Here is a 26095-nt window from a genome sequence, read left to right on the forward strand (position 1 = left end):
GACTATATGAAAATGGCATACTTCTGGCGTAAAGGTCTATGGGCGCTGATGAGCCTGTTTTTTATTTTAATCGTAGCAGGTAGTTTCTTATATCTCTACCTTGAAAGCCAACTCCCCAATGTAGATTCGTTAAAGACAGTACAATTGCAAGTACCTTTACAAATCTTCAGTAAAGAAGGTTTGCTGATTCAGGAATATGGTGAAAAGAAACGAATTCCTGTCACCTATGATGAAATACCACCTATGCTGATTCATGCTTTGATTGCCACCGAAGATCAACGTTTTTTTGAACATCCTGGTGTCGATATTTTGGGCCTTGGCCGTGCTGCTGTGCGTATGGTGAAAACAGGAACAAAATCACAAGGCGGTAGTACCATTACCATGCAAGTGGCACGTAATTTTTTCTTAAGCCGCAAAAAGACTTTCTTACGCAAATTTAATGAGATTATGCTTGCCATAAAAATAGATAGGGAATTAAGTAAAGAAAAAATTCTCGAACTCTATCTTAATCGAATCTATTTAGGTAATCGTGCTTATGGAGTTGGCGCCGCAGCAATGGTGTATTTTGGCAAGTCCCTTAAAGAATTAAATCTGGCAGAATTAGCGATGATTGCGGGTCTTCCTCAAGCCCCTTCAACACAAAACCCCATTGCAAATCCGCTTGCCGCCAAAAAACGCCGTGATCACGTGTTAGAGCGCTTACTGGAAGAACATTACATTAATGAAGAACAGTATCAGAATGCCATCAATCAACCCATTACTGCCAGGTATCATGGCACCCATATTGAAGTAAAAGCGCCTTATGTTGCTGAAATGATTCGTCAATCCCTGTACGACAATTTTGGCCCGGATGCCTATACTAAAGGCTACAAAGTGTACACCACTATTGATGGGAAATTACAAAACACTGCCAATGATGTAGTTGAAAAAAATTTAATAGCCTATGATCATCGACATGGATATCGGGGACCTGTTGCTACCATTGGAGAAAATGACAGTAAGTCCTTGCATTCAATTCAAAAGAATTTAGAAAAGTATCCGGAACTTAATCACCTGATACCTGCAGTTGTTACTGAAGTTCGGGAAAAAGAAGCTACAGCGACATTACAAAGTGGTCGAACTGTTCTAATCCCTTGGGCCGGTATGTCTTGGGCCAGACCAGCACTTAAAAACGGTTGGGTAGGAAAATCGCCATCTAAGGCCATGCAAGTTGTTGCTGTCGGCGATATTATTTATGTACATTCGACCAAAGACCATTGGGAATTAGCGCAAATTCCTGAAGCTGAATCAGCGATGGTAGCACTTAATCCTAAAAATGGTGCTATTGAAGTTCTTGTTGGCGGATTCAACTTCCAAAAAAGCAAATTTAACCGTGCCACGCAATCAAGCAGACAACCAGGATCCAGCTTTAAACCTTTTGTCTACGCCGCAGCGTTAAATAACGGTTATACCCTGGCAACATTGATTAACGACGCACCTATTGTTGTAGATGATCCAAGCCAACCCAACCTATGGCGTCCTCATAATGTGAATCTGAAATTCAATGGGCCTACACGATTGAAAAAAGCTTTAGTTCAATCTAAAAATTTGGTATCCATACGTATTCTTGATGACATAGGCATCAATTACACTATCGATTTTTTAACTCGATTTGGATTTAATAAGAAAACGCTTCCCAAAGGTCTTTCTCTGGCTTTAGGTAGTTTATCCGTTAGCCCTATGGAACTTACTGCCGCTTATGCTATTTTCGCAAATGGTGGTTATAAAGTTGAACCCTACCTTATCGATCATATTACTGATACGGATGGTAAAATTTTACTGCAAGCCAAGCCAACTGTTGTTTGCAATAATTGTACTAATGTAGATCATTCCACGCTAGCGCCTCGCGTCATTCCTGAAGACATTACCTTTTTAATGAACACTGCATTAAAAGATGTGATTCAGCATGGTACCGCGCGTGCGGCTCGAGTGCTCAATCGTCAAGATATAGCAGGTAAAACCGGCACAACCAATGATCAAGTAGATGCATGGTTTGCTGGGTTTAATGCCGATCTTGTTGTAACCACCTGGATCGGTTTTGATAATCCCAAATCCTTACACGAATACGCTGCAGGACTGGCTCTGCCTTTATGGATAGACTTTATGAAAGTTGCTTTGAAAGGGAAACCTGAAAGTGAAATGAAACAGCCTGAGAATGTAGTCGCTGTTCGTATCGATCCTAATAGCGGCTTACTGGCACGTCCTAATCAGGCCAATGGAATCATTGAGTATTTTCGTAATAAAGAAGTTCCTGCGGAAGAAGATCCAACTCCCGTTTATAATGCGAGTAATGAGCAACAACAACTCACAACTGGTGAGGACAGTTTGTTTTAATAAATTCGCGTTGTCCTATTTTATAGGCCTGGGTTACAGCTTCGTCTTCACCCAGGCTACAACAAATAAAAGTCAGCTACATCATCCTGATCTGAGTAAAAAGATTTCCTGAATGGGGCATAACCTTATAGATAAATAAGATGTACTATTGGGGAGATCCTTCGTCGAAAACTGCTCAGGATAACATGATTTTTATGCCCCTGGGCAATTGACTAATTTTTGAAATCCTGGGTTAGGCGTTACCTTCACCCAGGTTGTATAGAGACTTCAATAAAACCTTATCGACCAGCTAATGCAATCGTAGCAGGTGTATACTCATAGCCTAAGTCACGAGCAACCGCATCAAAAGTAATTTTCCCTTGATGGACATTCAAGCCATTGAGTAAATGCTTATCATTTAATAAAGCAAGCTTCACGCCTTTGGTTACGATGCTTAACACAAAAGGTAATGTTGCATTATTTAAAGCAAAAGTGGATGTTCTAGGGACTGCACCAGGCATATTCGCAACACAATAATGAACTACATTATCAATAACATAAGTAGGCTCTTGATGTGTTGTGGGGCGACTTGTCTCAAAACATCCGCCTTGATCAATGGCAACATCCACTAATACTGAACCAGGTCGCATTGATTTAAGCATGGAGCGAGTCATTAATTTTGGAGCAGCTGCGCCAGGTACCAATACCGCACCAATCACTAAATCAGCACTAGCCACATATTTTTCTATAGCATCAGCTGTGGAATACACAGTATTGAGTTTAGAACCAAATTGGAAATCTAATTCGTTTAAACGTTGTAAAGAACGATCCAGTACGGTAACTCGTGCTTCCATACCCATAGCCATGCGCACTGCATTCGTACCGACTACACCCCCACCAATAACCACAACGTTTGCTGCTGCGACTCCAGGAACGCCACCTAGTAAAATACCACTACCACCTTGAGCCATCTCCAAGCAATGAGCCCCGGCTTGAATCGACATCCGCCCAGCAACTTGTGACATAGGAGCCAGTAATGGTAAACCACCTCCCTCTTCTGTTACCGTTTCATAAGCAATTGCAGTTACACCAGATTCTTTAAGCATACGTGCTTGATGAGGATCTGGGGCCAAATGCAAATAGGTAAATAATGTTTGGCCTTCACGTAGACGTTTGCACTCAATGGGTTGCGGTTCTTTTACTTTTACGATGAGATCCGCTCTGGAAAACACTTCATCCGCGCTATCAACAACTTCTGCTCCGGCATGTCGATAATCATCATCGGAAATACCAATCCCCAATCCAGCACCCTTCTCAACTATAGCAGAGCTTCCTACTCTTATAATTTCTCTGATACTAGAAGGAACAAGACCTACACGATTTTCTTGAGGTTTAATTTCTTTTGGAACACCTACTAACATACTTTCTCCCTCTAACGGTTTTTTAATTGTGCGATTAACTGTGGCACGAGTTCAAATAAATCACCAACCAAACCATAATCAGCGATTTGAAAAATAGGGGCATCTTCATCCTTATTAATTGCTACTATAATCTTGGAATCTTTCATCCCTGCCAAATGCTGTACAGCTCCTGAAATTCCTACAGCAATATAGAGCATTGGCGCAACGATCCTTCCGGTTTGCCCCACCTGATAATCATTAGGAACAAATCCCGCATCAACAGCAGCACGGGATGCTCCCACAGCAGCACCAAGAACATCAGCTAACTCTTCAATCAATTGAAATTTTTCAGCGCTTTGCAGTCCTCTTCCACCTGAGATTACAATTTTAGCACTGCCTAAATCAGGACGTTCCGATTTACTGAGTTCATGTTTAACGAATTGGCTACCTTTTGCAATACATTCTTTATCAATTTGTTCAATGCAACAACTTGTTTGGCTTTCTGTAATAGGATTAAACGCCGTAGACCGAATCGTAAGAACTTTTATAGGATCAAGGACTCGTACAGTTTCTATAGCATTACCGGCATAGATTGGATGTTCAAAAGTATCTTTATCAATAATTTTACTGACATCAGAAACTTGAGCCACATCTAATAGTGCTGCAATACGTGGTGCAACATTTTTACCAAAAGTACTTGCTGGTACTAATATGGCTTTAAATGAATGTGCAAAAGAAAGAACCAACTCACTGATTTGCTCTGCTAAAGGATGCTCATAACATGGTTTATCAAGGCACCAAACAGCATGTGCCCCTGCAAGAGTTGCAGCTTGTTCAGCTACTTTCTTGCATTGATGTCCTATAACAAGTAAGGTCGGATCATCACCCAATTCTAATGCCGCAGCTAAAGTATTACGGGTAGATGGGTGTATGGTTTGGTTATCATGTTCAACGAGTATTAAAGTGCTCATCACGTCCCCTTATTAAAGCACTTTGGCTTCATGCTGTAATTTATCCAATAACTCAGTCACTGATTCAACTTTCACTCCAGCACTGCGAACTGCAGGTGCAGTAACTTTTAATATCTCAACATGTTTTTTAAGTGACAATCCAAGGCTATCTAATTCTAAAACATCCAAAGGTTTCTTTTTGGCTTTCATAATATTGGGTAGGCTGGCATATCGTGGCTCGTTTAAACGTAAATCGGTACTGACTACAGCCGGCAGATGCACGCTGATTGTTTCGAGTCCACCATCAATCTCACGAGTTACCTCAAGGTGGTCGGCATGTGCTTCAATTTTGGAAGCATAGGTAGCCTGTGTCCAATTTAACAGGGCAGCTAACATTTGTGGCGTTTGATTATTATCCCCATCAATAGCTTGTTTACCCATCAATACTAAATCAGGCTTTTCATCATCGACAATCTTTTTTAATATTTTTGCGATATTTAGGCTTTCCAATGACTCTTGGGTTTGAACCAATATTCCTTTATCTACCCCTAAAGCCAAAGCATGTCTTAAAGTTTCCTGTGAGCTGTCGCAGCCGATACTGACTGCAATCACTTCGGTCGCCCAATTTTTTTCGCGTAAACGTAATGCTTCCTCTACAGCAATTTCATCAAATGGGTTCATTGCCATTTTAATATTCTGTGTTTCAACTCCGGAATGGTCCGACTTGACCCGAACTTTGACATAAGGATCGATTACACGCTTCACTGCCACGAGAATTTTCATAATTCCTCACTGGATAATCAAAACAAACGCATCTTGCCAGAGATACTGTGCCAAATTCAAGTGGGTATTTCTATTTAAACTGAATTTGGTCCCTTTATCGTTGCTGAGATAACGATTAAAAGTTGAGTCTACTGGCGGTAAAAGTATATTCATTATTAAAAATTTAGGACTTACTTAAAGCAGGCTGCATCTCAAAATTATCCTGAAGCAGACTAATTACACGTTCGGCTCTATCCACTGCCAGAGCAGTTTTTCCTCCCTCAGTATAAACATCAGCTTTTTTTTTAACTTTTTCTAATGCCTCATGTGCTTTCGCTATTTTTTGTTCAACCAGTAAGTCATCATCTTTATCTAATACCCGCATAGTCAATAAAAACGCGTCTAAGGCTCGATACTTCTCTCCTCCAGCCCGCCAGTTTCTAAAAAATTGTTGTTCCAATAATCCGAGATAGGATTCGATAGGTGCTGCGATCATTTTTAATTGTGGTGTCTTAAAATTATCACTGATACTTTGATTTTGGCTGGCAAGAATTAATTCCCTACATAAGTTTTGATCTGCCATTGTGCCATCAAATTGAGCTTCAGAAGAAGAAATGAGTGGGGTTAAAAGACTAGAACCTATATGCAAACTCATCTCATAACACTGTCGTGATGCCCAAAAAGTCATTTCAACGAGACGTACCAATAAAGTTGTCGTAGTCGTCGCCGAGACCATAGTAATTTTTTGCAAGGTATTGCCAAGACTTTGTAATTCTTTTGAATTGCTACTCCCCATATATTGTCCGCTCTTCAATAAAGCAAAATAAAGTGCGTAAACAGCAAATAGTTCTTCAGCAAAAACAAAGGTACCAAAACTGATGAAAACCATAGGTAAAAATGAAATTAAAGCCCGTACGCCTTTAGGTTTTATCTTACCTACTTCATCAAAATAACCCGTAGATTGATCGAACAAGCCTAAAAGGCCTACGTATAAATTACGCTCAGTAAATGTTCTGGAAGTATTTTTTAAGTGTTCTAACCATTTTTTAAGATCTTCTCGACTTGAAATGTCTTCAAATTTAAGGGGTTTAAAGTCCTGAGGAGACATTAACTTCTCATAGCAAAGACTTAATGTTTTAAAACAAGCCCCATCGTTACGATTTTCAGATAAATTCTTTTCAAACCATTTAGCTTCTGGACAGAATTTTGATATCAAATCCGGATGAAAAAACAAAGATAAATTTTTATAATTTTTTTTGATTTTTGTTTTTTCTGGTCCATCTTTTAGCAATAATTTATTAATTAACTTAATAAAATCAGCATCCAGACGTAACAGGGCCTCTTGATTCAAATCACTGACATAACATTTGTTTTCTTCATCAAAACTGGCATAAACACGAACCAGAGTTTTTAATTCAGTCTCTATAGTCATAACCTCTCCCTAGATTGGCTAGGATCGATACCGGTAAAAACTCAGTCAACTTCGAGATCTGGGATCCCGAGTTATCAAACAGTACAATCCATTTTTTTAAACCAATTTTTCCGTTTAAGATATTCTGTAAAAAAGCCAACAACCAACAGAGTAATATAAAATGCGCTCATCACATCACTCAAATAATGAAAACATAGCAGGACTCTAGATGCGACAACGAGTAGCGCAATAACAAGTAAAACATAAAAATATCGAGAAAAAACTGTACCTAATCCAGCTGCCAAACTAATAACTGTCGTTGTATGTCCTGAAGGTAAAGACCAATAGTTTGAACTTAATTTAAACCAATAAAATCCAAATTCATTACTTGAAAATAATAACTCAGGACGAGCTCGGCTTAATGTAACTTTTAAAATCAAACAAACTAAATTGGCTAAAAATACACAACCTAACAAATACCAGGATCGCGCTTCATATACAGCATTAACTTGAATGTATCGGAAATACAATCCAGCAATAAGAAACAAAATGATATAAGCAACCCATTTTCCTAAAGCAGTCAGTAGTTCTAAAAATGGCAGCTTGGTCCCAAGAGCTAATTGATAAAAATAAGTTGCCAAAGGTTTATCCATAAAATAATAGGCCAAAATAACAAAAATTACATAAATAATAATAATCCAAGGTTTTTTCATAAAATGAAATAACGTTTCAAATTGTGTCATAAATCCATCCTTATTCTATTTTTCACGTAAATACCAAGGTATTGTAATAACAATCGTGCGCGGATCGCGCTCTAAAAATAGTAACGCTCGCAATCCTGGCGCATGAATATTATGTAATAAGTATTCATACCATTTAGGTTCTACTAACTCAGGTATAATAAGAGCAATGAGTCTATTTTTCCTCTCTTTTCTTACTTTATTCACAAAATTTAATAATGGTTTGTAGATACGACGATATGGTGATCTAATGATTTCCAATTTAGGAACCCCCTTATCCGTCGCTTTAGCTGGTATTTCAATTTTTTTATGCCAAAGCTCCTGCAAGTGGTCCACATCATCATATCCTGCATCAATATAAACAGCCGTAATATCATCCGAAAGCAACATTCCAAATTGAATTGCTTTTTCTGCAATTAAATCCACACCATGTATTGGAATAATGACAACAGGAGGTTTTAATGAAAGGGAATTTATTTTGATTGGATTTTCAATTTCATGAGCAATGCGTTCATAATGATGTTTAATACGGTGCATTAGTAACGCAAGCACAGGGGCAAGAATAACAATTATCCAAGCACCTTGGAGAAATTTTGTAAGAATAATAATAAAAAGTGCAATGGCAGTAACTACCGCACCCAATGCATTGATAATTAATTTATAACGTACTCTTCGATTTTCCTGACGTAACCAATAGACTACCATCCCAATCTGGGAAAAAAGAAAGGCACTAAAGGCACCCACAGCAAATAATGGAATCAGATTATTGGTAATTCCTTTAAAAGCAATAAGAATGATTCCAGAAAAAATGGCCAAAATAATAATTCCGACTGAGAACACCAAACGTCTACCACGTTCAGCAAAAAAATGAGGTAAATAATTATCCTCAGCAAGGAATCGACATACCCTCGGAAAAGCTGAAAAACTGGTTTGCGCTGAATAGGCAAGAACAGTAAAAATACTGGCAATCGAAATATAGTAAAAAAAACCCTTACCTGTAGACGCTTCAACGAGTTGCGACAGTATGGTTCGATAGCCAGGTTTATTCTGATCCATGGCTACAATATGATAAGCTGGGCAAAGATAACCAATGATGATTAAAAATAGAGCGAGCGTGCCAACAATTAGAGTCAATGTCCATTGTGCATTTCGAACAGTCGGTTTACGAAATAACGGCACGGCATTACTGACTGCTTCTACTCCTGTCATCGCGGTTAAACCATTAGCGAAAGCAGTTAACAACATCCACAAGGTTAATGTTTCGGTTAAGTTCGTTCGATTTTGTGCTAAGTCCTGTAAAGGTTGTGGATGCCCTCCATGAGTCCAGACATCTACTAATCCTACAAACAGAGCGATTAACATACACAGCATAAAAACAAATACCGGAACAACTAAAAGTCTTCCCGTTTCACGAATTCCACGTAAATTTATTACCGTGAGCATGACTAAAATGGCAAGACATAATGTCAGTGTATAAGGTTGCAACGCAGGAATTGCCGAAACTATAGCACCAACGCCGGCTGATATACCGACGGTGACATTTAATAAATAATCAAGTATCAAGGAAATCGCTGCTCCAACACCATATTTTTTACCTAAATTGTCACTGGCAACAATGTAAGCCCCTCCTCCTTGGGGATAAGCCGCTGTTGTCTGTAAATATGAAAAATACAAAGACATAAGCACAAGAACGACTAATAGGGAAATAGTAAAAAAATGCTGCAACCCGATTACCCCTGCCGGTAATAGAATGGCTAACGCCGCTTCGGGGCCATAAGCTGTTGAAGACAATGCATCTAATCCGAGGGCAGGAACCCCAGTGAATACCGACAGCTCTTGCCTTTTCCTGGATCTTAAAGAGAGAGGTTTTCCTAAGATTTTATCTATTATTGACATGTCCCTATAACCTCAGAATTTTTCATCTATTGTAGCTATTCAAAAAAACATAATAAAGATATCTTCATCCAAGCAATCCGCAAGCATTTGTTCATAAAATGCAAAAAAGGTGAAACCATTGATTTTGTTGTCAATGATTAAAAAGCACAACAATTCGACTTCAAATTTCATTCAGGTAATGATTACGATATATCCCGATTCACACCCATTTCGATCTAGCCGAGAAGGAGTAGTAGAAAAATTTAAAATTGCGGCTACAGTTGCCGATGATAAAACTCGCTTGCATTAGTTAATAAAATTTTTTTAGCCATGTAATCATCAAATGCATCCAAAATAAGAGTAATGTCTTCTTCTTTAAAAGGCTGTGGCGCACGTGTCGAAGGAAGATCAGTACCAAACATTAAAGCGTCAGGATTAATAGAAGCAATCATTTTTAAAATTTTAGCCACATCAAAATCAACTCGCCCAAATCCAGATGCTTTGACTTTGACTCCTTGTTCTACAAGCCTAAATAATCCAGAAAGTCCTTTCTTGGACAGCCCCATATGGTCAATACTCAAAGCAGGTAAACAAAGCAAGCGATCGGTTAATCCAGTAAGCTCTGTAGAATCAATATATAATTCAACATGCCAGTGAGCAATCTCATAAACTCGATGCGCCATGTCCCTTAAATGCTCGATTGTTTCTGAACCACCACGTTTAAGATTAAATCGTATACCGCGAATCCCTTGGTGATTTAATTCAATAATTTGCTCATCGCTTACTGACGCAGGTAATTGAGTCACTCCAACAAAATTTGGACCTAAGGTTTGCAAAGCATTAACGAGATAGGTTTGGTCAAACGCTTGAAAAGAGCCTGATACAACTACCCCGCCAACAATATGCAACGGTTTTGCAATTTCAAGGTAATCAGTAACAGTAAATTCATTAGGTAGATAGGATTGGTTAGCAACCAAGGGAAAACGATAATCGATAATATGGAAATGTGCATCAAATACGTTAATCATTGATGTTCCATTTTGGGAATAATCTTTATTTTAGTTTAACCTTTTGTACGTAATAGTCTAGATACTTTGTAGCTCGGAACCACCCCAATCACAAAGTCCTAGCTCTCGCAATACCACACCCTAATTACGCAAAACGTTTAACAAACTCCTCTTCTGCAACAGGAACCTCCACTGGCAATTGAGGTTTCGCTTTTTCAGCAAAGAATCGGTGGTTTTTCGCATCGGAGTTCATCGAGGACAAAGTATCTTCTTTGACCGATTCCACCAAACTCGGAGTATCCCTATATCCACCCAAACAATATCTATCCCATTGACCATCGAGTTCCATTTCAATAAAACAATGATCCGGGTTGCCTACAATAGAAACAGGAACTTTAGGATACAAACGTTTCATTTCCTCTTTAAAGGCAATAGCTCTTAAACGACAACTTCCAACAGCCAATCCTCTGGCCTCATCAAGATATTCATTGCCATTATGAACTTTGGTATTTCTTAATTTTCCATGATCTTTGCCAAACTTAAGGTACTTCATTAATAAGCGATGTATCTCTTGATGCTCTCGATGAGCGGTTAATGTATTAAAAACAGGATGTGCTCGATACTGCTTGGGCATGCGTAACAAAAAATTTATCTTGGCTTCCTTAGGCTCTGTAGTTGGTTTCAGTAAGCGAATGTAGTGCAAACGATTTTCTTTAGAATATTTTATTTCAAAATCATCTTTTTTTAATCCGTTAATGGCAATATCTAACAAGGTTTCACCAGGATGCACGGAAGGCAATGGCTGCCAATTAGAAGTCAAACTTAATCTTTTTTTTCCTTTTAAAAGAACGAGATTTGCTTCATCCTTCCTTTTGTTGATGAGTTCTTCACTCAATCCCTCGGGATGAAACTCATAGTCACAATCTGTCAGATTTTCAGTGGCATTCATTCCAACTAATTCATAATATTGGAATGGAGAAGATGGGTTTTCGTTAATCAACAAATCGGAATAGACTTCATCACGATAATACTTAGTCGAAGGTGTAAAAGTCAGTAAATCAACGGGTTTGAATATGGGCTTTCTATGTCGTGGTTGCGTCACAAAAGCCTTGGTATCAACACCACTTTGATATGTTTTATGCTTTATGTCGTTTAACGTAGCAATTTGCTTTTTCAGTTTTTGCAATTTAAGTTGTTCATTTTCATCTTCAGTATTGGCTAGTTCAATATCAATGAGTGCAAGCTTCGTTTGATTCAAATGATATTCATCTTGTTTTGAAGAAAATATTGACGCAACATTAAGATGAGTTTCAATGGATTTATGATCATCAGCTAGTTCTTGACACACTTTATAATCAAGAAAGTGGACTTGGGCAGTATTCAGCTGCTGATACTCTGCTTGCTTAAGCACGGCAGCGCGTGTTGCCGGTTTTAATTTAGAAGCCAGCAAATCATCAAAATCCTCTCCATTAATCGCACTTTTTAAGGACTCTTTGTTCATTTTGACTAATTGGCCATTTTCCCAGGTATATAAAGCATGTCCTTTGGCAACTAATTGGTTCATATACTGTAACAACTGTGCACGCTTATCTGTTGGCCAGATGGAAAAAGACCAATCAGAAAAAATATAAATCTGCCCAGTAGGCAATGGTTCTTGCACGTCTTCTGCTGGAATTTCTTCTTGAGATGTGATTGAAGAATGCGTTTTTAGCTTTTCTACTGTGTCCCGGATATCCCCATCAAAAATACCCTGAGTTCGCGCAAATGCGCGTATATTGGTATAAGAAGTAGACGGGAACCATTCCCCCAAGAGACCTGTCTTTTTTTGCAAGGCAGGAAGTAACGTTGCAATAAGCTCTAGCGCAATATCAACCTGTAACTCAACAGAATAGCCTTGATATTTGGGATTACGAAAAGGCAAAAGACACCTTTTTAAATCACTCGCTTTGTCTCTGTCAGCCTGATTGAGCCACCATTTGGACTCAATGCGCTGAATTTCTTTATCTACCGCAGCTAATAAGGTGCTCATCAATTTTTTGCCTGATGCAGGTAAAATTTGTAATTTAAATGGGGGTATCCACTGTTCTTGTGCTGCAACCATCTCTTCAAAATCATCGAACTGCTCCGGTGATTCTTTTTCAGGTCGCTTTTTACTTTTTGTTGCTTCGCGAAGACCTGCTTCCAAAGTTTTGGGTAAAACATATCGTCCTCTGTGTACAAGATCGGGATTAACCTGATTTAAAACTTGCATTACGTTACTTGAACAAAAGGTTGCATCTGAAGGAGCAAGGTGTTCTCTGTCTTCTTTATCCTGCTGATTTGACCATTGAAACAATGACTTGAGCACAGCCCAGAAACTGGTACGGCTTTTTCCTTGCGCATGAAATCGTTCTGTCACTTTAATTTGTTGCTGATACGCTCTTAGAAATTGTTGCCGCTGTTCCGTATCGTTATGCTTAAATACTAAAAGGCTTGAATTCACCACCGGAAGAATTTCTGCCTGTCCTGAGGCACGCCAGAATACAAGCACTAATTGAATCAATCTCTCTTTATTCTCTTTGGATGCTGCAAGGAATTGTTCAATTAATTTTTCAGGATCCTCACTGCCAGTCATCTTAGCAGCCAATTGCCTCATCCACATGGTACCGCGTGAAAGGGCTTCCTTTATTTGGATTGAATTGAATTCTTTATCACAATACTTTAGAAGGAGCGTGGTTAATTCCTCTATGGTTTTTTCTTGAAGTTTTGCACTAAAAGTTTCAGTTGGTACTGATAGCTGCCGTTCGTAATTATGACAAATGACACCATATTTATTTCTATCGGTACAAACAAAGACGGTAACTACTTCTCTATGACCATGTTTGTTGCCCGGGGTCGTTAGGGCTTGAGCGGCCTGTTTTAAACGTATAAAAGGTTTACTGCTATTGGAGACCACAAACACAATATCGCCTGGCTCAATAGCGCAATCCTGCATCACTAACATGACCGCTCTCCTAAGATTTAATTATCAATGATAATGATGATTACCATAGCCAGGAGTTGGCACTGTTATGGTAGTCTGACTGTGATGGTGGTGGTGGTGGTGATGTCCCTCTTCACAGGTTGCACTGGTTACAATTAATGATGAGAGGAGAATCGCGAGGAAGTCATCATCGCCGGCTTGCTCTAATCCTTTGGTAATTTCCTCGATTTTACTGGGTTCAAAATCCAACTCTTTGAGTCGAGAGGCTAAATCCCCAGGTTTAGAAAAAGTATGAATACCAACTTCCGCTGCATGCGCTCTGAGTAAAGGTAAATAAGCCTCTTTTTTAGCTTGTAAATCTGATGAGCTAGGTGATGTTCCTTTAATCATATTATATCTTCTTACAACGTCATCAATATATCGAATTGCATCCTCATTGCCTTTGAGTTGGCCCTCATTGCTTTTTTGAATTAAGCCTTCATATCGAGTTTGAAAATCAAATTTGTTTCCTAAGGCATTATTCACTTCGGGCGTTAACTTTTTTAATGTTGGCATTTTGTCTCCTAGACTAGTTAAATTTCGGGCAGAATACTATCATGGGCCGATCAAGCAATCAACTTTCTGACCTCAATTTAATCAGTAGCTTAAGGAACATATTTTGAGGAGTGCAAATTCGAAATTTGATTTAGAGATGAGGTATATAAAATAAGATGAATGTTTTGATATCTTTTCACACTTGTTATTGAAAGCCACTATTCGATAGAATCACAATATCTTTATTACAGGTTTTTTATTAATGATAGAATTTACTTTGATCCAAAAAATATGTATTTGGGCTATTCCCATTTTACTCGCCATTACCCTACATGAAGCGGCTCATGCTTATGTTGCCTATCGTTGTGGTGACACAACTGCAAAAATGTTTGGTCGTTTAAGTTTAAATCCTCTTCGACATATTGATCCAATAGGTACAGTATTTATACCTTTATTGGTTGGTATTTTAACTCAGTTTAACTTTGTAATTGGATATGCAAAGCCTGTCCCCATTAATTGGAACCAATTTCGTCATCCCCGGCGAGATATGATCCTGGTAACACTTGCCGGACCTTTTTCAAACCTTTTAATGGCATTTTTATGGGCTGCTTGCGACAAAATCGCTCTTATATTGAATCCCAATACCTCGATGGCTGTACTATTTCTTTATGCTACCGCACAAGCCGGCGTATTTATTAATTTGATTTTAGCCGCATTAAATATTCTCCCCATTCCACCACTTGATGGCAGTCGAGTAGTCATGAGTCTTTTACCTCCCAGACAAGCAATTGCCTATGCAAAAATTGAACCTTACGGTTTTTTTATCTTAATCCTTTTAGTATTCACTGGAATTTTAGGTATGATATTGACCCCACTGATTAATCTGGGACTAATCACCCTAAGTGCCATTTTTAAAATATGATGAATAATCGACAAAATTATATCGAGGCAGTGTGATACTCATATCCATACTGACTGTTTTTGCAACTAACGAATAAAAAAGAGGTTTTTTTTGATGCGGAGTAAGCGATGGCTATAAATATTCTTGCTGATGCCTCTCTTCCTGGCTTGGAGCAAGCGTTTCCCAAACCCTTTCATTTAACGAAATATCATCATCCTGAGGAAGTTTCCCAATTACTTGCCGGGAAAGAGGTGCTCTTATGCCGGGCTACACTAAAAGTAAACCAATCTTTATTAAAAAATCATTCGTTGCGTTATGTTGCTACAGCGAGTAGTGGCACCGATCATCTCGATCACCTTTGGCTTAATTTCCAAAACATTCAAATAATCGATGCCAAGGGCTCTAATGCACGAGCGGTTGCTGATTATGTAGTTGCTTGTCTTGCTGTATTAAAACATCAACATCTTTTACGTGGAAATACTGCCGGCATTATTGGTCTTGGAAAGGTAGGTTCTCACGTTGCTGCTCGTATTCAGGCAGCTGGTTTTAGAGTGTTCAGCTACGATCCACCTAAAGCAGCACGTGAGCACTTTCATAGTTGCAGTTTAGAAGAATTATATCCGGTTGACCTCTTATGTATCCATGCAGAATTACACCATACCCCACCCTATCCAAGTGCCAATTTAATTAATGGGGATTTTTTTAACCACTTAAAACCAGGCAGCATCATCATCAATGCGGCACGTGGTGGGATTGTCAATGAAGAAGAACTCCTTAGCACCTCAAAACCACTTATTTATTGTACTGATGTATACCTCAATGAGCCTGAGATAGACAAACGCATTATTGAGAAAGCCACCATTTGTACACCTCATATCGCGGGCCACAGTCTCGAAGCAAAATATGCTGCGGTTTCTATGGTCAGCTCAAAATTACACAAAATAGCAGGACTACCTCTTCCACAATTTGCAGCACCTGAGTTACCTCAGCGCTTAAATTTGGAAAATAATGAATTATGGTACGAATCGATATTAAATATTTATAACCCTCTTAAAGAAACATTATTCTTAAAACAGGCTTTAGATCAAAAAAGCGCCTTCTTAAATTTGCGGAAACAGCATCAAATGCGTCATGATTTTTCTCGGTATCCTATACAATCGCTTATTAACAATGAAACCAAGTTATTGCTTGGAAAGTAAAAAAATAAGGCCATTAATATCCTAATTATTGACTTTATGGGTACGGATAAATCTAAAAATTGTCCATTGTAAATTATGAAATCAAATGATACTCTTTTTGCGATTTTTAAAAAAAACAAAGGAGTATGTGTTATGTCTTTAGGAATAAAATTATCTACTTTTGCAGCAGCATTAGTTCTAGCGGGTTCTGCTTTTGCAATTGATGCAAGTTGCCCTGATCTGAGTGCTCTTCAGGCAGAGGGAATCTCCATGTCTGAGCAAATTGGTAATGACTATTATATCGGTTATTCAATGAGTAACTTCGGTTCATCTTCTGAATGGGGTTTTGCTATTGGACCAGTGCAAGCTGATTCAAGTGAAGGTGCTGTAGATGCTTCAAATCAAATTCTAGATAATATGACTACTCCTGGATTTCCTTTGGAACTCGATGAAAATGTATTAGTTTGTTTATATGATACAGGCAATCCTTATGTTTATTCTATTGCTGTTAGAGGTTATGCAATTAGTCCAATGAAGTTAAAGCAATACTTGTTAAAAGCCCACAAGTAAAATCACCAACGAGGTACCTCTCCAGGTTCGATAGCTGAATTCAACCTGGAGTAAATTGGAATAATTGGATTTAACAAGGAATATACTATGTCTTTAAATGCAAAATTAACCACTTTAGCAGCTGCTTTAGTTCTTACCGGATCTGCTTTTGCACAGGAAGCAGTTTGTCCTAAACTCAATGAGATTCAGTCAGTAGGAATCGAAATGGCTTCCCAACTGGCTTATAATTATTTTATTGGTTATTCAATCAATAATTACAATACCTCTTCAAGCTGGGGATTTGCTATTGGCCCTGTAGAAGCAGAATCTGAAGAAGAAACCATTGAGATAACTAACGATATTTTAGACCAGTTGACGGCGCAAGGAATTCCTGAGCATGGTAAAAACGGTGAGTTAGTGTGCTTCTACGAAACAGGTGATCCCAATCTTTTTGCAATCGCGATCAAAGACTATGTAGATATGTCACCAATGAAGTTTAAGCAATACATCCACAAACACTAAGAAAATGTAGCTGGGTTTTGTAGGCTGGGCTTAGCAGCCAGCCTACGCATTCTACAAAGCATCCATCCAACTTATGTTTTACATTTACTTTTGAATTAATCTTTTCACTACATCCTGATCCGAAAAAGTATGTTTTACCTTACCAATTTGCTGATAAGCCTCATGTCCTTTCCCTGCAATCAAAATGACATCATGTGCATCTGCCTCATTTAAGGCATATGCAATTGCCTCTTCACGATTAAGGAGTTGAATCACATTAGATGGGTTCGAAATTCCATGTGCTATCTCATTGACTATTACTTGTGGATCCTCTGTGCGCGGATTATCACTTGTAATAACAATTTGATCTGCAAGTTTACTAGCAACCCTGCCCATCACAGGTCTTTTAGTTTTATCCCGATCTCCGCCGCAGCCAAATACTACCCACAAACGTCCTTTTTTTAATTGATTTAAGGTAGTTAAAGCATTTTCCAAAGCATCTGGAGTATGTGCGTAATCGACAAGTACATAAGGTGCATTCGCAACAATTTCCATGCGTCCTGGAGCAGCTTTTAATTGCGCCATGACGTCAATTATTTGAGAAGGTGCATAATCAGAAGCTAATAAGCTGCTCCATATGGCTAAACTGTTATATATATTAAATTGTCCTAAAGCTTTTATCCTTAATTGATGCTGTCCCCAAGGTGAATGCACTTCAATTTCAGTACCATTAATATCCATAGACCAATTTACCGCTTTTACATCACAATCGTGTTGAATTCCATAAGTCAACTTTTTAACATGTGGCCTAAGTGCCGCTGCCATTTTTTGTTGATAGGCATCATCTTGATTAATTATCGCCCATTGCAATGATTCTCCAGCAAACAACTGTGCTTTTGCCATTGCATAATTTTCCATATTGAGATGAAAGTCCAAATGATCCAGCGTTAGATTGGTAAATATAGCCTGCTTAAACGCAACAGCATCGACACGATGTTGTGCCAACGCATGAGAAGACACTTCCATACAAACCTGTCTTATACCTTGATTTTTGTATTGGTGTAATAATTTTTGCAAACAAAGGGAATCCGGTGTTGTGTTATCCAAAAGTTGAAGTTCGTTTACATTACCTTGCCCAATAGTACCAATATAGGCAGCTCCCTGCCCCAGTAAATGATGGGCCTGAGCTAATTGATAAGCAATCGTTGTTTTACCATTAGTTCCAGTTACGCCAGTTATTGACAGAAAACGCCCCGGATCCTCATAAAAAAGTTTTGCAATAATTGCGAGTTGTGTCGCCAATTCAGGAACAGGAATACATGGGATTGTCTCAGGTAAAACACAACCCTCGGGAAAATGAGCAGGCTCATAGGCAATCGCAACAGCACCTGCGGACACTGCTTTATCTATAAATAATCGACCATCAGCGGCGGCCCCAGGATAGGCAATAAATAAATCACCTGGCTGGATGCGACGACTGTCATTTTCCAGTCCAGTAATAATACAATCCGATTTTATATGAGGCATCCATGGTTTTAATAATTGTGAAAGTTTCATCACTATTCCTAATTGTTCTAAAGTAGCCTAGATTACACTCTTATCCTAAGATCAAATTACCCTACCAACTCATCAGTAGGTATATTAAATAATCGCAAGGCTCCCGACATGACTTTAGCAAACAAAGGAGCGGCAACTGCTGCAGCATAATAACCCTTACGAGAAGGTTCATGAATGATTACAACGACAACAAATTTGGGTTTTGAAACTGGAGCTATGCCTATAAAACTTGCAGTATATCTTCTATCTTTGTAACCATCTTTTCCTGCTACACGCGCTGTTCCTGTTTTACCTGCCACTCGGTAACCTGGTACCCTTGCAGCTCTACCGGTCCCATCTTTACCCAAAACCGCTTCCATCATCGAAAGAACCTGATGCGCTGTCTCCGGTTTTATTACCTGGACACCTGGAGTGGGTGGATCATTATGCAGTAACGTAACTGGAATCAATTTACCTTGATTTGCAAAAACCATATTGGCTTTCGCGAGCTGCAAAGCAGTAACCGACAAACCATAACCAAAACTCAAAGTAGCTAATACAAAAGGATTCGCATCTTTTACATTTACAATACCCCCTTCACTTTCGCCTGGATAAGTACTTTCAGTTCTTTGTCCAAAACCACAACGTTGCAACAAGCCAATTAATTGTTCCGGGGGACTTGCTAACACCATTTTCGTTACCCCAACGTTACTTGAGTGCTGCAAAATACCCGTTACATCCAGAACACCATAATTATGGATATCTCGAACGGTGTGACCATGAACAATCATCCAACTGGGATTCGTGTCAATAATTGTTGTTGGTGAAAACAGACCTGTTTCCAAAGCACTGGCAATACTAAACGTCTTAATCACTGATCCAGGTTCAAATGTATCAGTGACTGCTCTGTTCCTATACGTATCTTTATCGTAACGTCCACGTGAATTAGGGTTATAAGAAGGAACGTTAGCCATCGCTAAAATCTCACCGTTTTCTGTATCAACAACGACTACAGAACCCGATTTTGCGGCAAACTCTTCAACTGTTTTGTTTAATTCACTGTATGCTAAATATTGTAATCGTCGATCAATACTTAAAGCCATATCACGTCCAGGGCGTGGTTCTTTGATGACCCCTAACTCTTCGATAATTCGACCTAAACGATCTTTAATGACTCTTTTTTTTCCAACAACACCTTTCAACCAATCTTGATATGCAAGCTCTATTCCCTCTAAACCTTGATCATCGACATTAGTGAATCCAATTAATTGGGAGATACTATCTGAATCAGGATAATAACGTTTGAATTCTTTCTGAAAATTAACACCAGGGATTTTTAATGTCTTTATTTTTTTAGCTAAAGGAGGAGGTAATTGCCTTTGTAAGTAGAGAAATTCTAATTCTTTATTTTCTGCATCTACTATTTTTTTGCTTAATTGTTTGGGAGTCAAATTCAAGTATTCAGCCAAAGACATAAATTGTTCTTTGTCAGGTGAAAATTCTTTAGGATTCACCCAGACAGATTCCACAGGTGTACTAATTGCTAATGGAGTACCATTCCTATCCATGATCATTCCTCTATGGGCAGGAATATCTACAACACGTAAGCTACGCGCATTACCTTGACCTTGTAGAAATTGTCGATGAAGTACCGTTAAATCAACCATACGCCAAATCAAAACGAGCAAAAGCAGAGAAAAAAAGGAAGATACTACAATCAGTCTATTTAAATGAGTTGAGTTTTTCATGGATATTTATCCATCTGTAGCCTAGGTAAGTTAACCGCATCTTCATTAAGTCAAATGAAATCCCGCCCCTCCCAATGGAGAGAGATAAAGCTAGAGGTTGCCACCCGACTCCCCTCATCGCCCTGACAGGCCCTTCTCCCATGAAGAGAGAAGGGAAATTTCCATTAACTCGATGGAGTGCAGTCCAAAACCCCAGGTTTTATTGCACTAAAATTCCCAGGTTACTCCCAGGCTACGTTATTCAAAACTAAAAGCCAATGGTACTCGTTTAAAACAAAAACTTCTACTGCTGGGCTTGTAACCAGTAAGTATTTTTAGCGGTTGGTAAAACCATTTGTAATTTTTCGGTAGCCAATTCCTCTACTCGCGCGGGGGTAGCCAGGCTGGCCTGTTCCAGAAGCAACTGTCCCCATTGCAACTGCAAATAGTGTGTTAATTGTTCCTGTTGCTCGACTTTATTTAAAGTCACTCGATATGAATTGGTACTGTATACCACTGCCAAAGCACTCACTAATACAGCAACTAATAATATAATCAGCATGTATAATGATTTAGACATTTGCATATCTGCCAGTTGACCATTAAATAAAGTCCCTTGATTGATTACTCTCGCTGCAGCATTCATGCTAATTTCTCCCCTATTCTCAATACAGCACTTCGAGCCCTGACGTTCTCTTTTACTTCACTTTCTTGAGGCATAATCGCCTTGCCTATTCTTTTAAAATTTGTGGTTAATTCTTCATGGCGAATGGGCACTTCCGGAGGTGGCTTTTCCCCTTGTTCTTTATCACGCATAAATTGTTTCACGATGCGATCTTCAAGAGAGTGAAAGCTAATCACTGCCAATCGACCTTTGGGTGCCAAAACATTGATGCATTGCTCCAAACAACTCTTTAAATCGTTTAGCTCTTGATTGATATGAATTCGTATCGCCTGGAACACACGAGTTGCAGGATGCTTGTGCTTTTCCCATTTTGGATTTGCTTCCTTCACAATTTCCGCCAATTGCAAGGTTGTAGAAATGGGCGCAATGCTTCGAGCAGCCACAATCGCCTTTGCAATACGGCCTGCAAAACGCTCTTCTCCGTATAATCGGAACACGGAAGCCATTTCTTCTGCTTCTGCCTCATTAACAAATCGAGCAGCACTCATAGGTTGAGATAAGTCCATACGCATATCTAATGGCCCTTGCAGCATAAAGCTAAAACCTCTTTCAGGATTATCCAGCTGCGGTGAAGACACCCCTAAGTCCAACAAAATGCCATCCACTTTTCCCAACACGTCTGCTTCGCGAGCAAATTCTTCAATTCGTGCAAATGAGCCTTGGAAGATATGGAATCTTTTATCCTCACCAAAATGATCTGTGGCATATGCAATTGCATCTATGTCTTTATCTATGGCATATAAACGACCTTGGTCATTTAAATGACGTAAAATTTCTCTACTATGGCCACCTCGACCAAACGTCCCATCAAAATAGATGCCACCACTTTTAATGGCCAAGCCTTTTATTGACTCATGAAGTAATACTGATTGATGCATTGCCATTTAATTGTTTCCATTACAAAGAAAACGTTTTCATTTCATCAGGTAACCCACCAGTTCCAGAGCTTTCCTCAGCCAACCACTGTTCACGCCGGGTTTCCCAAAGATCCTTATTCCATACTTCAAATTTATTTCCTTGGCCTATCATCACTACATCTTTTTCCAACTGCGCATAAGTTCTTAAAACTGTAGGTAACAACACCCTTCCATTTGCATCGAGCTCAACATCAGTCGCATGACCAATCAATAGACGCTGAATTCTTCGTGCTGCTGCATTAAAACTGGGTAATTTCTGCAAATTATCTTCAATTATTTGCCATTGAGTCGCCGTGTAGAGCAGCAAGCATGTTTCCTCGGTATCGATAGTCACCACCAAAGGCGTTTTTTCTTCAGCACCCAACGCGGAACGATAACGCGTAGGGATAGCTAAGCGCCCTTTAGTATCAATGGTGATGGCATTTATTCCACGAAACATGGCTTTCATTTATGTGGAAGTTTTTTTCCCTCCACAATTCTCCACTTTTTTATTATTTTACCCCACTTTTATACACTATAGAAACACATTTCTCCATGCGTCAAGATAAAAACCCACTTTTTAATTAATTTATTTGGGAATTATAAAATAGATGATTAAAAACAGGGCTTTGTATGGAATTTTTGATCAGAACAGGCTGAGCCGAGGTACAGTAGGAGCGAAGCGATTGAGTTCACTTGAGTAGTTTCTGTTATTGATTTATTTAAAGCCAATTCCACTGGACAAAAAGTAAAACCAAATCGCTAGGACGCAACAAAATTGATTGAACAAGCACTGATACTTCGGGTGAGGCAAATAAAAACATATTAGGTAATTTATATACACACCTATAAGAAGATAAGATATAATAAGAGAGAGATTTTAAAAACCGTTTTTTAAAGCTGGAGAACAAGGGTGAGTCAAAATTCAAACGAAACACAAGTTCAACTTCTAATAGAAAATCTCAAAAAAACATGGAAATCTATTGCTGACTGTAACCCATATCAAAACACTTCAAAGATGCAGCGTGTTAATGACCGAATTGGGTTAATCAGAGTGGTAACTAATGACATAACACAGAGAGCTTTTTGGGATAATCAACAAGAGTTATACAAAACATTGTTACCCGAATTTAACCGATTAAAAGAACAGTTCACTCAAGCCTTAAACAATTTATTGCAAGTAGATAATAAAGTACATAAAGAACAATTCGAGAGAGCAGTAAAAAACTATTATCAAGGTTTAAAAGCGCTTAAGTTTTGTCAACTCATAATGGCTGATTCTTTATCTCACCCTAATCGATTAAAAGGAGAGAAATTTCCCGAACGAATTAATTTTTTAAATGAGCAATATGAATTTTTGAAGCAGGAAATAGAATCATATAAAACGAATATTTGTTTGCTGTTTGAAAAAAAAATCATAAGTCCCATTGGTAAGCATAATGAAATCTCGATTAAATCAATTGCTTCTTTATATGAAGATGCATACAGACAATCATGGGGTGATTGGACATGGATAAAAAAACTTTTTCGAAAAAGCGACAGAGATCAAGAAATTCAATTTTTAAATCGACTGTCAGAGCAGCAGGATTGTGATGAGCTGATTCAAGTTCAAGCTGCTGCCCTGGTTCGTGATAAAATTCTTGCTTCCGAATTTTTTGGCACAAACAGTCAGCTTGGCAAACTATTAGGAAAATTTTTAGAAGGAAAAGAACCCCTTGAAGGTAAACATGGCAATTTAGCTCAATTTCTTGAGAAACATAAGGACCTTAAAGAAAGCATGCCCAAAAGTCTGAAACTATATTTCGAAGAAAACCAAGCGAAATACAGTGAGAAAACAGCTGATAAGTTTTCATTCAATACCATTATCTAGCGTTCCTAGCCAGTCCCTTAGGCCAATTGGCTAAATTATGAGGTCTAATTAAGGTGGTAATTGCTGCAAGGTTATTTTTTTAGTTACCTAAATTAGGGTAAGTCCCTTTAATTAATTGTTCATCAGCGCAGCTAATCTTATGCCTTGCAGAACCAGATCAGGGACGAGATGATCATACAACTCTTGTTTTTCAAATAAAGAAGCAAATCCCCCCGTAGCTAATACCAGAGCTTTTTCTGTCCCAAAGGCTTCCTGTTTCAGACGTTGAATCAATTCTCGGCAGGCACCAATTGCACCGTAAAAAACACCAGACTGAATACTTTCTATCGTTGAACGCCCAACTGCATTTTCAATTTTTATTATTTCCACGGCAGGCAGCTTCGCCGTATTTTTTGATAAAGCATCTACTGAAAGTCTAACACCTGGCAAAATAGCCCCTCCCATATATGCTTTCTGCGCAGTAATGACACAAAAAGTGGTTGCGGTACCAAAATCAATCACAATCACGTTTTGGTTTGGATAGGTATGCGTCGCAGCGATTGCATTGGCAATTCGGTCAGCCCCCACTTCTATAGGGTTACGATATTTGATGTTCAGCCCTGTTTTAACCCCTGCTTGTAGCAGAAAGGGCTCTAAAGAAAAATACTTAACACATGCCGCACGTAGTGAATAATCAACTTGAGGAACTACAGAACAGATGCCAATTTGTTTAATTGCTTCAGGAGAGCAATTATTCTCCCTTAATACACTTTTTAAAAAAATTCCCAGTTCATCTGATGTAGTTACTTTAGATGTATGGCGAAAACGAAGCTTTATTTCTTCTCCATCAAAGACGCCACCATAGATATGAGAATTTCCAACATCAATACAAAGAATCATAATGCCACATGTCTGTTTTTTAAAAATAGGATAGTAAATTGTGATTCTCTGATTAGCAAGGTGTTATTTGAAAAAACGACTACCGGGTCTGTTTACACTTTGTCACCATATGCACCCAGGGTCTCCACGCTTTAGTATTATGTTCATTGGAGATCCCCTGTTGCACTCGGATGATGGGAGTAGTTAAAAATGAAGGGAAGTAGAATTAGAAGCAAATCCTATAAAAAAAGCCCTGCTTATGCAGGGCAGTTGTAGTGATTGATATGTTTTTTATTCACGTTAATTTGACACAATCTTGAAAACGCTTTCTGCTGTCAAATGAATTAGTATGGTTTAACAATCACTGTAGTACCAATGTCAGCAAAGTCTTCGTTTAACCATTTTGCTGCACTAGGTAAAACCCGGATACAACCATGGCTTGCATTGTAGTTGGGTACTTCATATGCTGCATGGATGGAGTAACCACCATGGAAATGCATACAATAAGGCATTCTTGCGCCACCATGTGTTTCCAAGGGATAAATACTGGAAGTACAATCTTCCCCTTTTTTAGAATAAATACTATATGTTCCGGTAACAGTACGGCATGGTTTACCTGCATCTTCGCAGAAATCTTTACCCCCGGAAGCACTACCTGTATTCACCCTATTACCATCTCTATCGTAAGCTGCCCATGCAGTGGCTTTAGGATCAAATACGATCACTTTTTTCCCTGTTGCTGGTCTCTTCATAGGAAAATAATTAGATCCCTTATGGTCAGATTGCATACTCATTGTATAGTGCGTGTACCCCGCATCATCAACAATAGGCACTGATCTATCCATGGAAGCACAGGATGTAGCTAAAGCACATACTGGAACTAACACTAGATATTTTTTCACTTTATTTCTCCCTCTTTTTTTCTTCTTTATCGGGAGATTTAAAAATAGGTTTAGGGTTTTTTATAAATTTTTTTTACATTGTGCTTTTTTTGTGAGCTTAAAGATTATTTAATGATTATTTTTTTGGTTGTTTTGGGAGCATATACTGAATCGCTCGCATTAACTGTTTATCAGTACATTCAAAGCATCCTCCCCTAGGTGGCATTGCATTTAAACCTTCATTACTATGCTCAAAAAGTACTTTCATTCCCTGTTTTAAACGCACTTTCCAATCCGCTTCCTCGCCAATTCTCGGTGCCCCTAAAGAAATTAATGGCTTACTTGCATGGCAGTTGGCACAAAAATGGTGATAAATTTGCTCCCCTTCATTTTTGGCCCCACTAATTGATTTTAAAAATTCTTGAGGATGATGACTTTCTGCATAAACAGGAAATTGGACCATCAATAAAACTACAGCATAAATGCTAAAACGTATCATCATGTAATACTCCTGAAAATT

23 protein-coding genes are annotated in these 26095 nt (G+C 38.6%); 6 read left to right on the forward strand and 17 right to left on the reverse strand.

Features of this window, described 5'->3' with window-relative positions:
- Positions 1–6: 6 nt before the first annotated feature.
- Entirely contained in the window at positions 7–2373 is a 2367-nt protein-coding gene (locus ACF8MK_RS00065) for a penicillin-binding protein 1A (protein WP_392537655.1), read from the forward strand.
- Positions 2374–2651: 278 nt separating this feature from the next.
- Here the strand turns inward: ACF8MK_RS00065 and ald are convergent, their stop codons facing one another.
- The 9 genes from ald to ACF8MK_RS00110 form a co-directional block, all read right to left on the reverse strand.
- The gene (ald, locus tag ACF8MK_RS00070; RefSeq protein WP_265702913.1) at positions 2652–3773 is read right to left on the reverse strand and encodes an alanine dehydrogenase; all 1122 of its coding nucleotides are present in this window, start codon (positions 3771–3773) and stop codon (positions 2652–2654) included.
- Between the two features lie 11 nt (positions 3774–3784).
- Positions 3785–4723: an electron transfer flavoprotein subunit alpha/FixB family protein gene (locus ACF8MK_RS00075; protein WP_392537656.1), complete on the reverse strand. Its 939-nt coding sequence runs from the start codon at positions 4721–4723 to the stop codon at positions 3785–3787.
- 12 nt (positions 4724–4735) lie between these two features.
- Positions 4736–5485, reverse strand: coding sequence for an electron transfer flavoprotein subunit beta/FixA family protein (locus ACF8MK_RS00080; protein ID WP_392537657.1), 750 nt, complete (start codon positions 5483–5485; stop codon positions 4736–4738).
- A gap of 163 nt (positions 5486–5648) precedes the next feature.
- Entirely contained in the window at positions 5649–6896 is a 1248-nt protein-coding gene (locus tag ACF8MK_RS00085; protein ID WP_392537658.1) for a J domain-containing protein, read from the reverse strand.
- A gap of 74 nt (positions 6897–6970) precedes the next feature.
- Positions 6971–7618, reverse strand: coding sequence for a phosphatase PAP2 family protein (locus ACF8MK_RS00090; protein ID WP_392537659.1), 648 nt, complete (start codon positions 7616–7618; stop codon positions 6971–6973).
- A 15-nt stretch (positions 7619–7633) separates the two neighbouring features.
- Complete coding sequence (locus tag ACF8MK_RS00095; RefSeq protein WP_392537660.1) at positions 7634–9511, reverse strand: APC family permease; 1878 nt, start codon at positions 9509–9511, stop codon at positions 7634–7636.
- Positions 9512–9765: 254 nt separating this feature from the next.
- The gene (locus ACF8MK_RS00100; RefSeq protein WP_392537661.1) at positions 9766–10518 is read right to left on the reverse strand and encodes an amidohydrolase family protein; all 753 of its coding nucleotides are present in this window, start codon (positions 10516–10518) and stop codon (positions 9766–9768) included.
- A 124-nt stretch (positions 10519–10642) separates the two neighbouring features.
- Entirely contained in the window at positions 10643–13480 is a 2838-nt protein-coding gene (locus ACF8MK_RS00105; protein WP_392537662.1) for a hypothetical protein, read from the reverse strand.
- Between the two features lie 24 nt (positions 13481–13504).
- Positions 13505–14014 (reverse strand): coiled coil protein, encoded by a 510-nt coding sequence (locus ACF8MK_RS00110; RefSeq protein WP_392537663.1) that lies wholly within the window; start codon positions 14012–14014, stop codon positions 13505–13507.
- 241 nt (positions 14015–14255) lie between these two features.
- On the opposite strand from ACF8MK_RS00110, the gene ACF8MK_RS00115 reads away from it, so the two are divergent.
- The 4 genes from ACF8MK_RS00115 (at position 14256) to ACF8MK_RS00130 (ending at position 17143) form a co-directional block, all read left to right on the forward strand.
- The gene (locus ACF8MK_RS00115; protein WP_392537664.1) at positions 14256–14915 is read left to right on the forward strand and encodes a site-2 protease family protein; all 660 of its coding nucleotides are present in this window, start codon (positions 14256–14258) and stop codon (positions 14913–14915) included.
- A gap of 113 nt (positions 14916–15028) precedes the next feature.
- A complete protein-coding gene (locus ACF8MK_RS00120; RefSeq protein WP_392538984.1) occupies positions 15029–16093 on the forward strand; it encodes a 4-phosphoerythronate dehydrogenase in 1065 nt (354 codons plus the stop codon).
- 132 nt (positions 16094–16225) lie between these two features.
- Complete coding sequence (locus ACF8MK_RS00125) at positions 16226–16642, forward strand: DUF4949 domain-containing protein (RefSeq protein ID WP_392537665.1); 417 nt, start codon at positions 16226–16228, stop codon at positions 16640–16642.
- 87 nt (positions 16643–16729) lie between these two features.
- Positions 16730–17143 (forward strand): DUF4949 domain-containing protein, encoded by a 414-nt coding sequence (locus ACF8MK_RS00130; RefSeq protein ID WP_392537666.1) that lies wholly within the window; start codon positions 16730–16732, stop codon positions 17141–17143.
- An 84-nt stretch (positions 17144–17227) separates the two neighbouring features.
- Here ACF8MK_RS00130 and ACF8MK_RS00135 read toward each other — a convergent pair whose 3' ends face one another.
- The 5 genes from ACF8MK_RS00135 to mraZ all read right to left on the reverse strand — a co-directional run bounded on the left by ACF8MK_RS00135 (position 17228) and on the right by mraZ (position 22426).
- On the reverse strand, positions 17228–18679 hold the full coding sequence (locus ACF8MK_RS00135) for a UDP-N-acetylmuramoyl-L-alanyl-D-glutamate--2,6-diaminopimelate ligase (RefSeq protein WP_392537667.1): 1452 nt from the start codon (positions 18677–18679) through the stop codon (positions 17228–17230).
- Positions 18680–18735: 56 nt separating this feature from the next.
- Positions 18736–20406: a penicillin-binding protein 2 gene (locus tag ACF8MK_RS00140; protein ID WP_265702926.1), complete on the reverse strand. Its 1671-nt coding sequence runs from the start codon at positions 20404–20406 to the stop codon at positions 18736–18738.
- A 283-nt stretch (positions 20407–20689) separates the two neighbouring features.
- Complete coding sequence (ftsL, locus tag ACF8MK_RS00145) at positions 20690–21031, reverse strand: cell division protein FtsL (protein ID WP_265702927.1); 342 nt, start codon at positions 21029–21031, stop codon at positions 20690–20692.
- Positions 21028–21954 carry a 16S rRNA (cytosine(1402)-N(4))-methyltransferase RsmH gene (rsmH, locus tag ACF8MK_RS00150; RefSeq protein ID WP_392537668.1) on the reverse strand — a complete coding sequence of 309 codons (927 nt, stop codon included), beginning with the start codon at positions 21952–21954 and terminating at the stop codon, positions 21028–21030. Before rsmH ends, ftsL begins: the two co-directional genes overlap by 4 nt.
- Positions 21955–21967: 13 nt before the next feature.
- Complete coding sequence (gene mraZ / locus ACF8MK_RS00155) at positions 21968–22426, reverse strand: division/cell wall cluster transcriptional repressor MraZ (protein ID WP_265711393.1); 459 nt, start codon at positions 22424–22426, stop codon at positions 21968–21970.
- Positions 22427–22879: 453 nt separating this feature from the next.
- Here mraZ and ACF8MK_RS00160 point away from each other — a divergent pair, with 453 nt between their 5' ends.
- A complete protein-coding gene (locus tag ACF8MK_RS00160) occupies positions 22880–23836 on the forward strand; it encodes a hypothetical protein (RefSeq protein ID WP_392537669.1) in 957 nt (318 codons plus the stop codon).
- A 111-nt stretch (positions 23837–23947) separates the two neighbouring features.
- On the opposite strand, the gene ACF8MK_RS00165 is transcribed toward ACF8MK_RS00160, so the two are convergent.
- The 3 genes from ACF8MK_RS00165 to ACF8MK_RS00175 all read right to left on the reverse strand — a co-directional run bounded on the left by ACF8MK_RS00165 (position 23948) and on the right by ACF8MK_RS00175 (position 26077).
- Entirely contained in the window at positions 23948–24715 is a 768-nt protein-coding gene (locus ACF8MK_RS00165) for a type III pantothenate kinase (protein ID WP_265702931.1), read from the reverse strand.
- 323 nt (positions 24716–25038) lie between these two features.
- Entirely contained in the window at positions 25039–25596 is a 558-nt protein-coding gene (locus tag ACF8MK_RS00170; RefSeq protein WP_265711390.1) for a L,D-transpeptidase, read from the reverse strand.
- 115 nt (positions 25597–25711) lie between these two features.
- Positions 25712–26077, reverse strand: a complete 366-nt coding sequence (locus tag ACF8MK_RS00175) for a c-type cytochrome (protein ID WP_392537670.1) — start codon at positions 26075–26077, stop codon at positions 25712–25714.
- Positions 26078–26095: the final 18 nt, after the last annotated feature.

Source organism: Legionella sp. 227 (assembly GCF_043161935.1).
GTDB classification, from domain to species: domain Bacteria; phylum Pseudomonadota; class Gammaproteobacteria; order Legionellales; family Legionellaceae; genus Legionella; species Legionella sheltonii.

Coding starts and splice junctions, on each gene's coding strand:
- ACF8MK_RS00105 (WP_392537662.1), bottom strand. CDS start 13,480: ATGTTAGTGATGCAGGATTGCGCTATTGAGCCAGGCGATATTGTGTTT.
- ACF8MK_RS00140 (WP_265702926.1), bottom strand. CDS start 20,406: ATGAAAAACTCAACTCATTTAAATAGACTGATTGTAGTATCTTCCTTT.
- ACF8MK_RS00095 (WP_392537660.1), bottom strand. CDS start 9,511: ATGTCAATAATAGATAAAATCTTAGGAAAACCTCTCTCTTTAAGATCC.
- ACF8MK_RS00085 (WP_392537658.1), bottom strand. CDS start 6,896: ATGACTATAGAGACTGAATTAAAAACTCTGGTTCGTGTTTATGCCAGT.
- ACF8MK_RS00090 (WP_392537659.1), bottom strand. CDS start 7,618: ATGACACAATTTGAAACGTTATTTCATTTTATGAAAAAACCTTGGATT.
- ACF8MK_RS00110 (WP_392537663.1), bottom strand. CDS start 14,014: ATGCCAACATTAAAAAAGTTAACGCCCGAAGTGAATAATGCCTTAGGA.
- ACF8MK_RS00100 (WP_392537661.1), bottom strand. CDS start 10,518: ATGATTAACGTATTTGATGCACATTTCCATATTATCGATTATCGTTTT.
- rsmH (WP_392537668.1), bottom strand. CDS start 21,954: ATGGCAATGCATCAATCAGTATTACTTCATGAGTCAATAAAAGGCTTG.
- mraZ (WP_265711393.1), bottom strand. CDS start 22,426: ATGTTTCGTGGAATAAATGCCATCACCATTGATACTAAAGGGCGCTTA.
- ACF8MK_RS00125 (WP_392537665.1), top strand. CDS start 16,226: ATGTCTTTAGGAATAAAATTATCTACTTTTGCAGCAGCATTAGTTCTA.
- ftsL (WP_265702927.1), bottom strand. CDS start 21,031: ATGAATGCTGCAGCGAGAGTAATCAATCAAGGGACTTTATTTAATGGT.
- ACF8MK_RS00175 (WP_392537670.1), bottom strand. CDS start 26,077: ATGATGATACGTTTTAGCATTTATGCTGTAGTTTTATTGATGGTCCAA.
- ACF8MK_RS00165 (WP_265702931.1), bottom strand. CDS start 24,715: ATGATTCTTTGTATTGATGTTGGAAATTCTCATATCTATGGTGGCGTC.
- ACF8MK_RS00115 (WP_392537664.1), top strand. CDS start 14,256: ATGATAGAATTTACTTTGATCCAAAAAATATGTATTTGGGCTATTCCC.
- ACF8MK_RS00080 (WP_392537657.1), bottom strand. CDS start 5,485: ATGAAAATTCTCGTGGCAGTGAAGCGTGTAATCGATCCTTATGTCAAA.
- ACF8MK_RS00075 (WP_392537656.1), bottom strand. CDS start 4,723: ATGAGCACTTTAATACTCGTTGAACATGATAACCAAACCATACACCCA.
- ACF8MK_RS00130 (WP_392537666.1), top strand. CDS start 16,730: ATGTCTTTAAATGCAAAATTAACCACTTTAGCAGCTGCTTTAGTTCTT.
- ACF8MK_RS00135 (WP_392537667.1), bottom strand. CDS start 18,679: ATGAAACTTTCACAATTATTAAAACCATGGATGCCTCATATAAAATCG.
- ACF8MK_RS00065 (WP_392537655.1), top strand. CDS start 7: ATGAAAATGGCATACTTCTGGCGTAAAGGTCTATGGGCGCTGATGAGC.
- ald (WP_265702913.1), bottom strand. CDS start 3,773: ATGTTAGTAGGTGTTCCAAAAGAAATTAAACCTCAAGAAAATCGTGTA.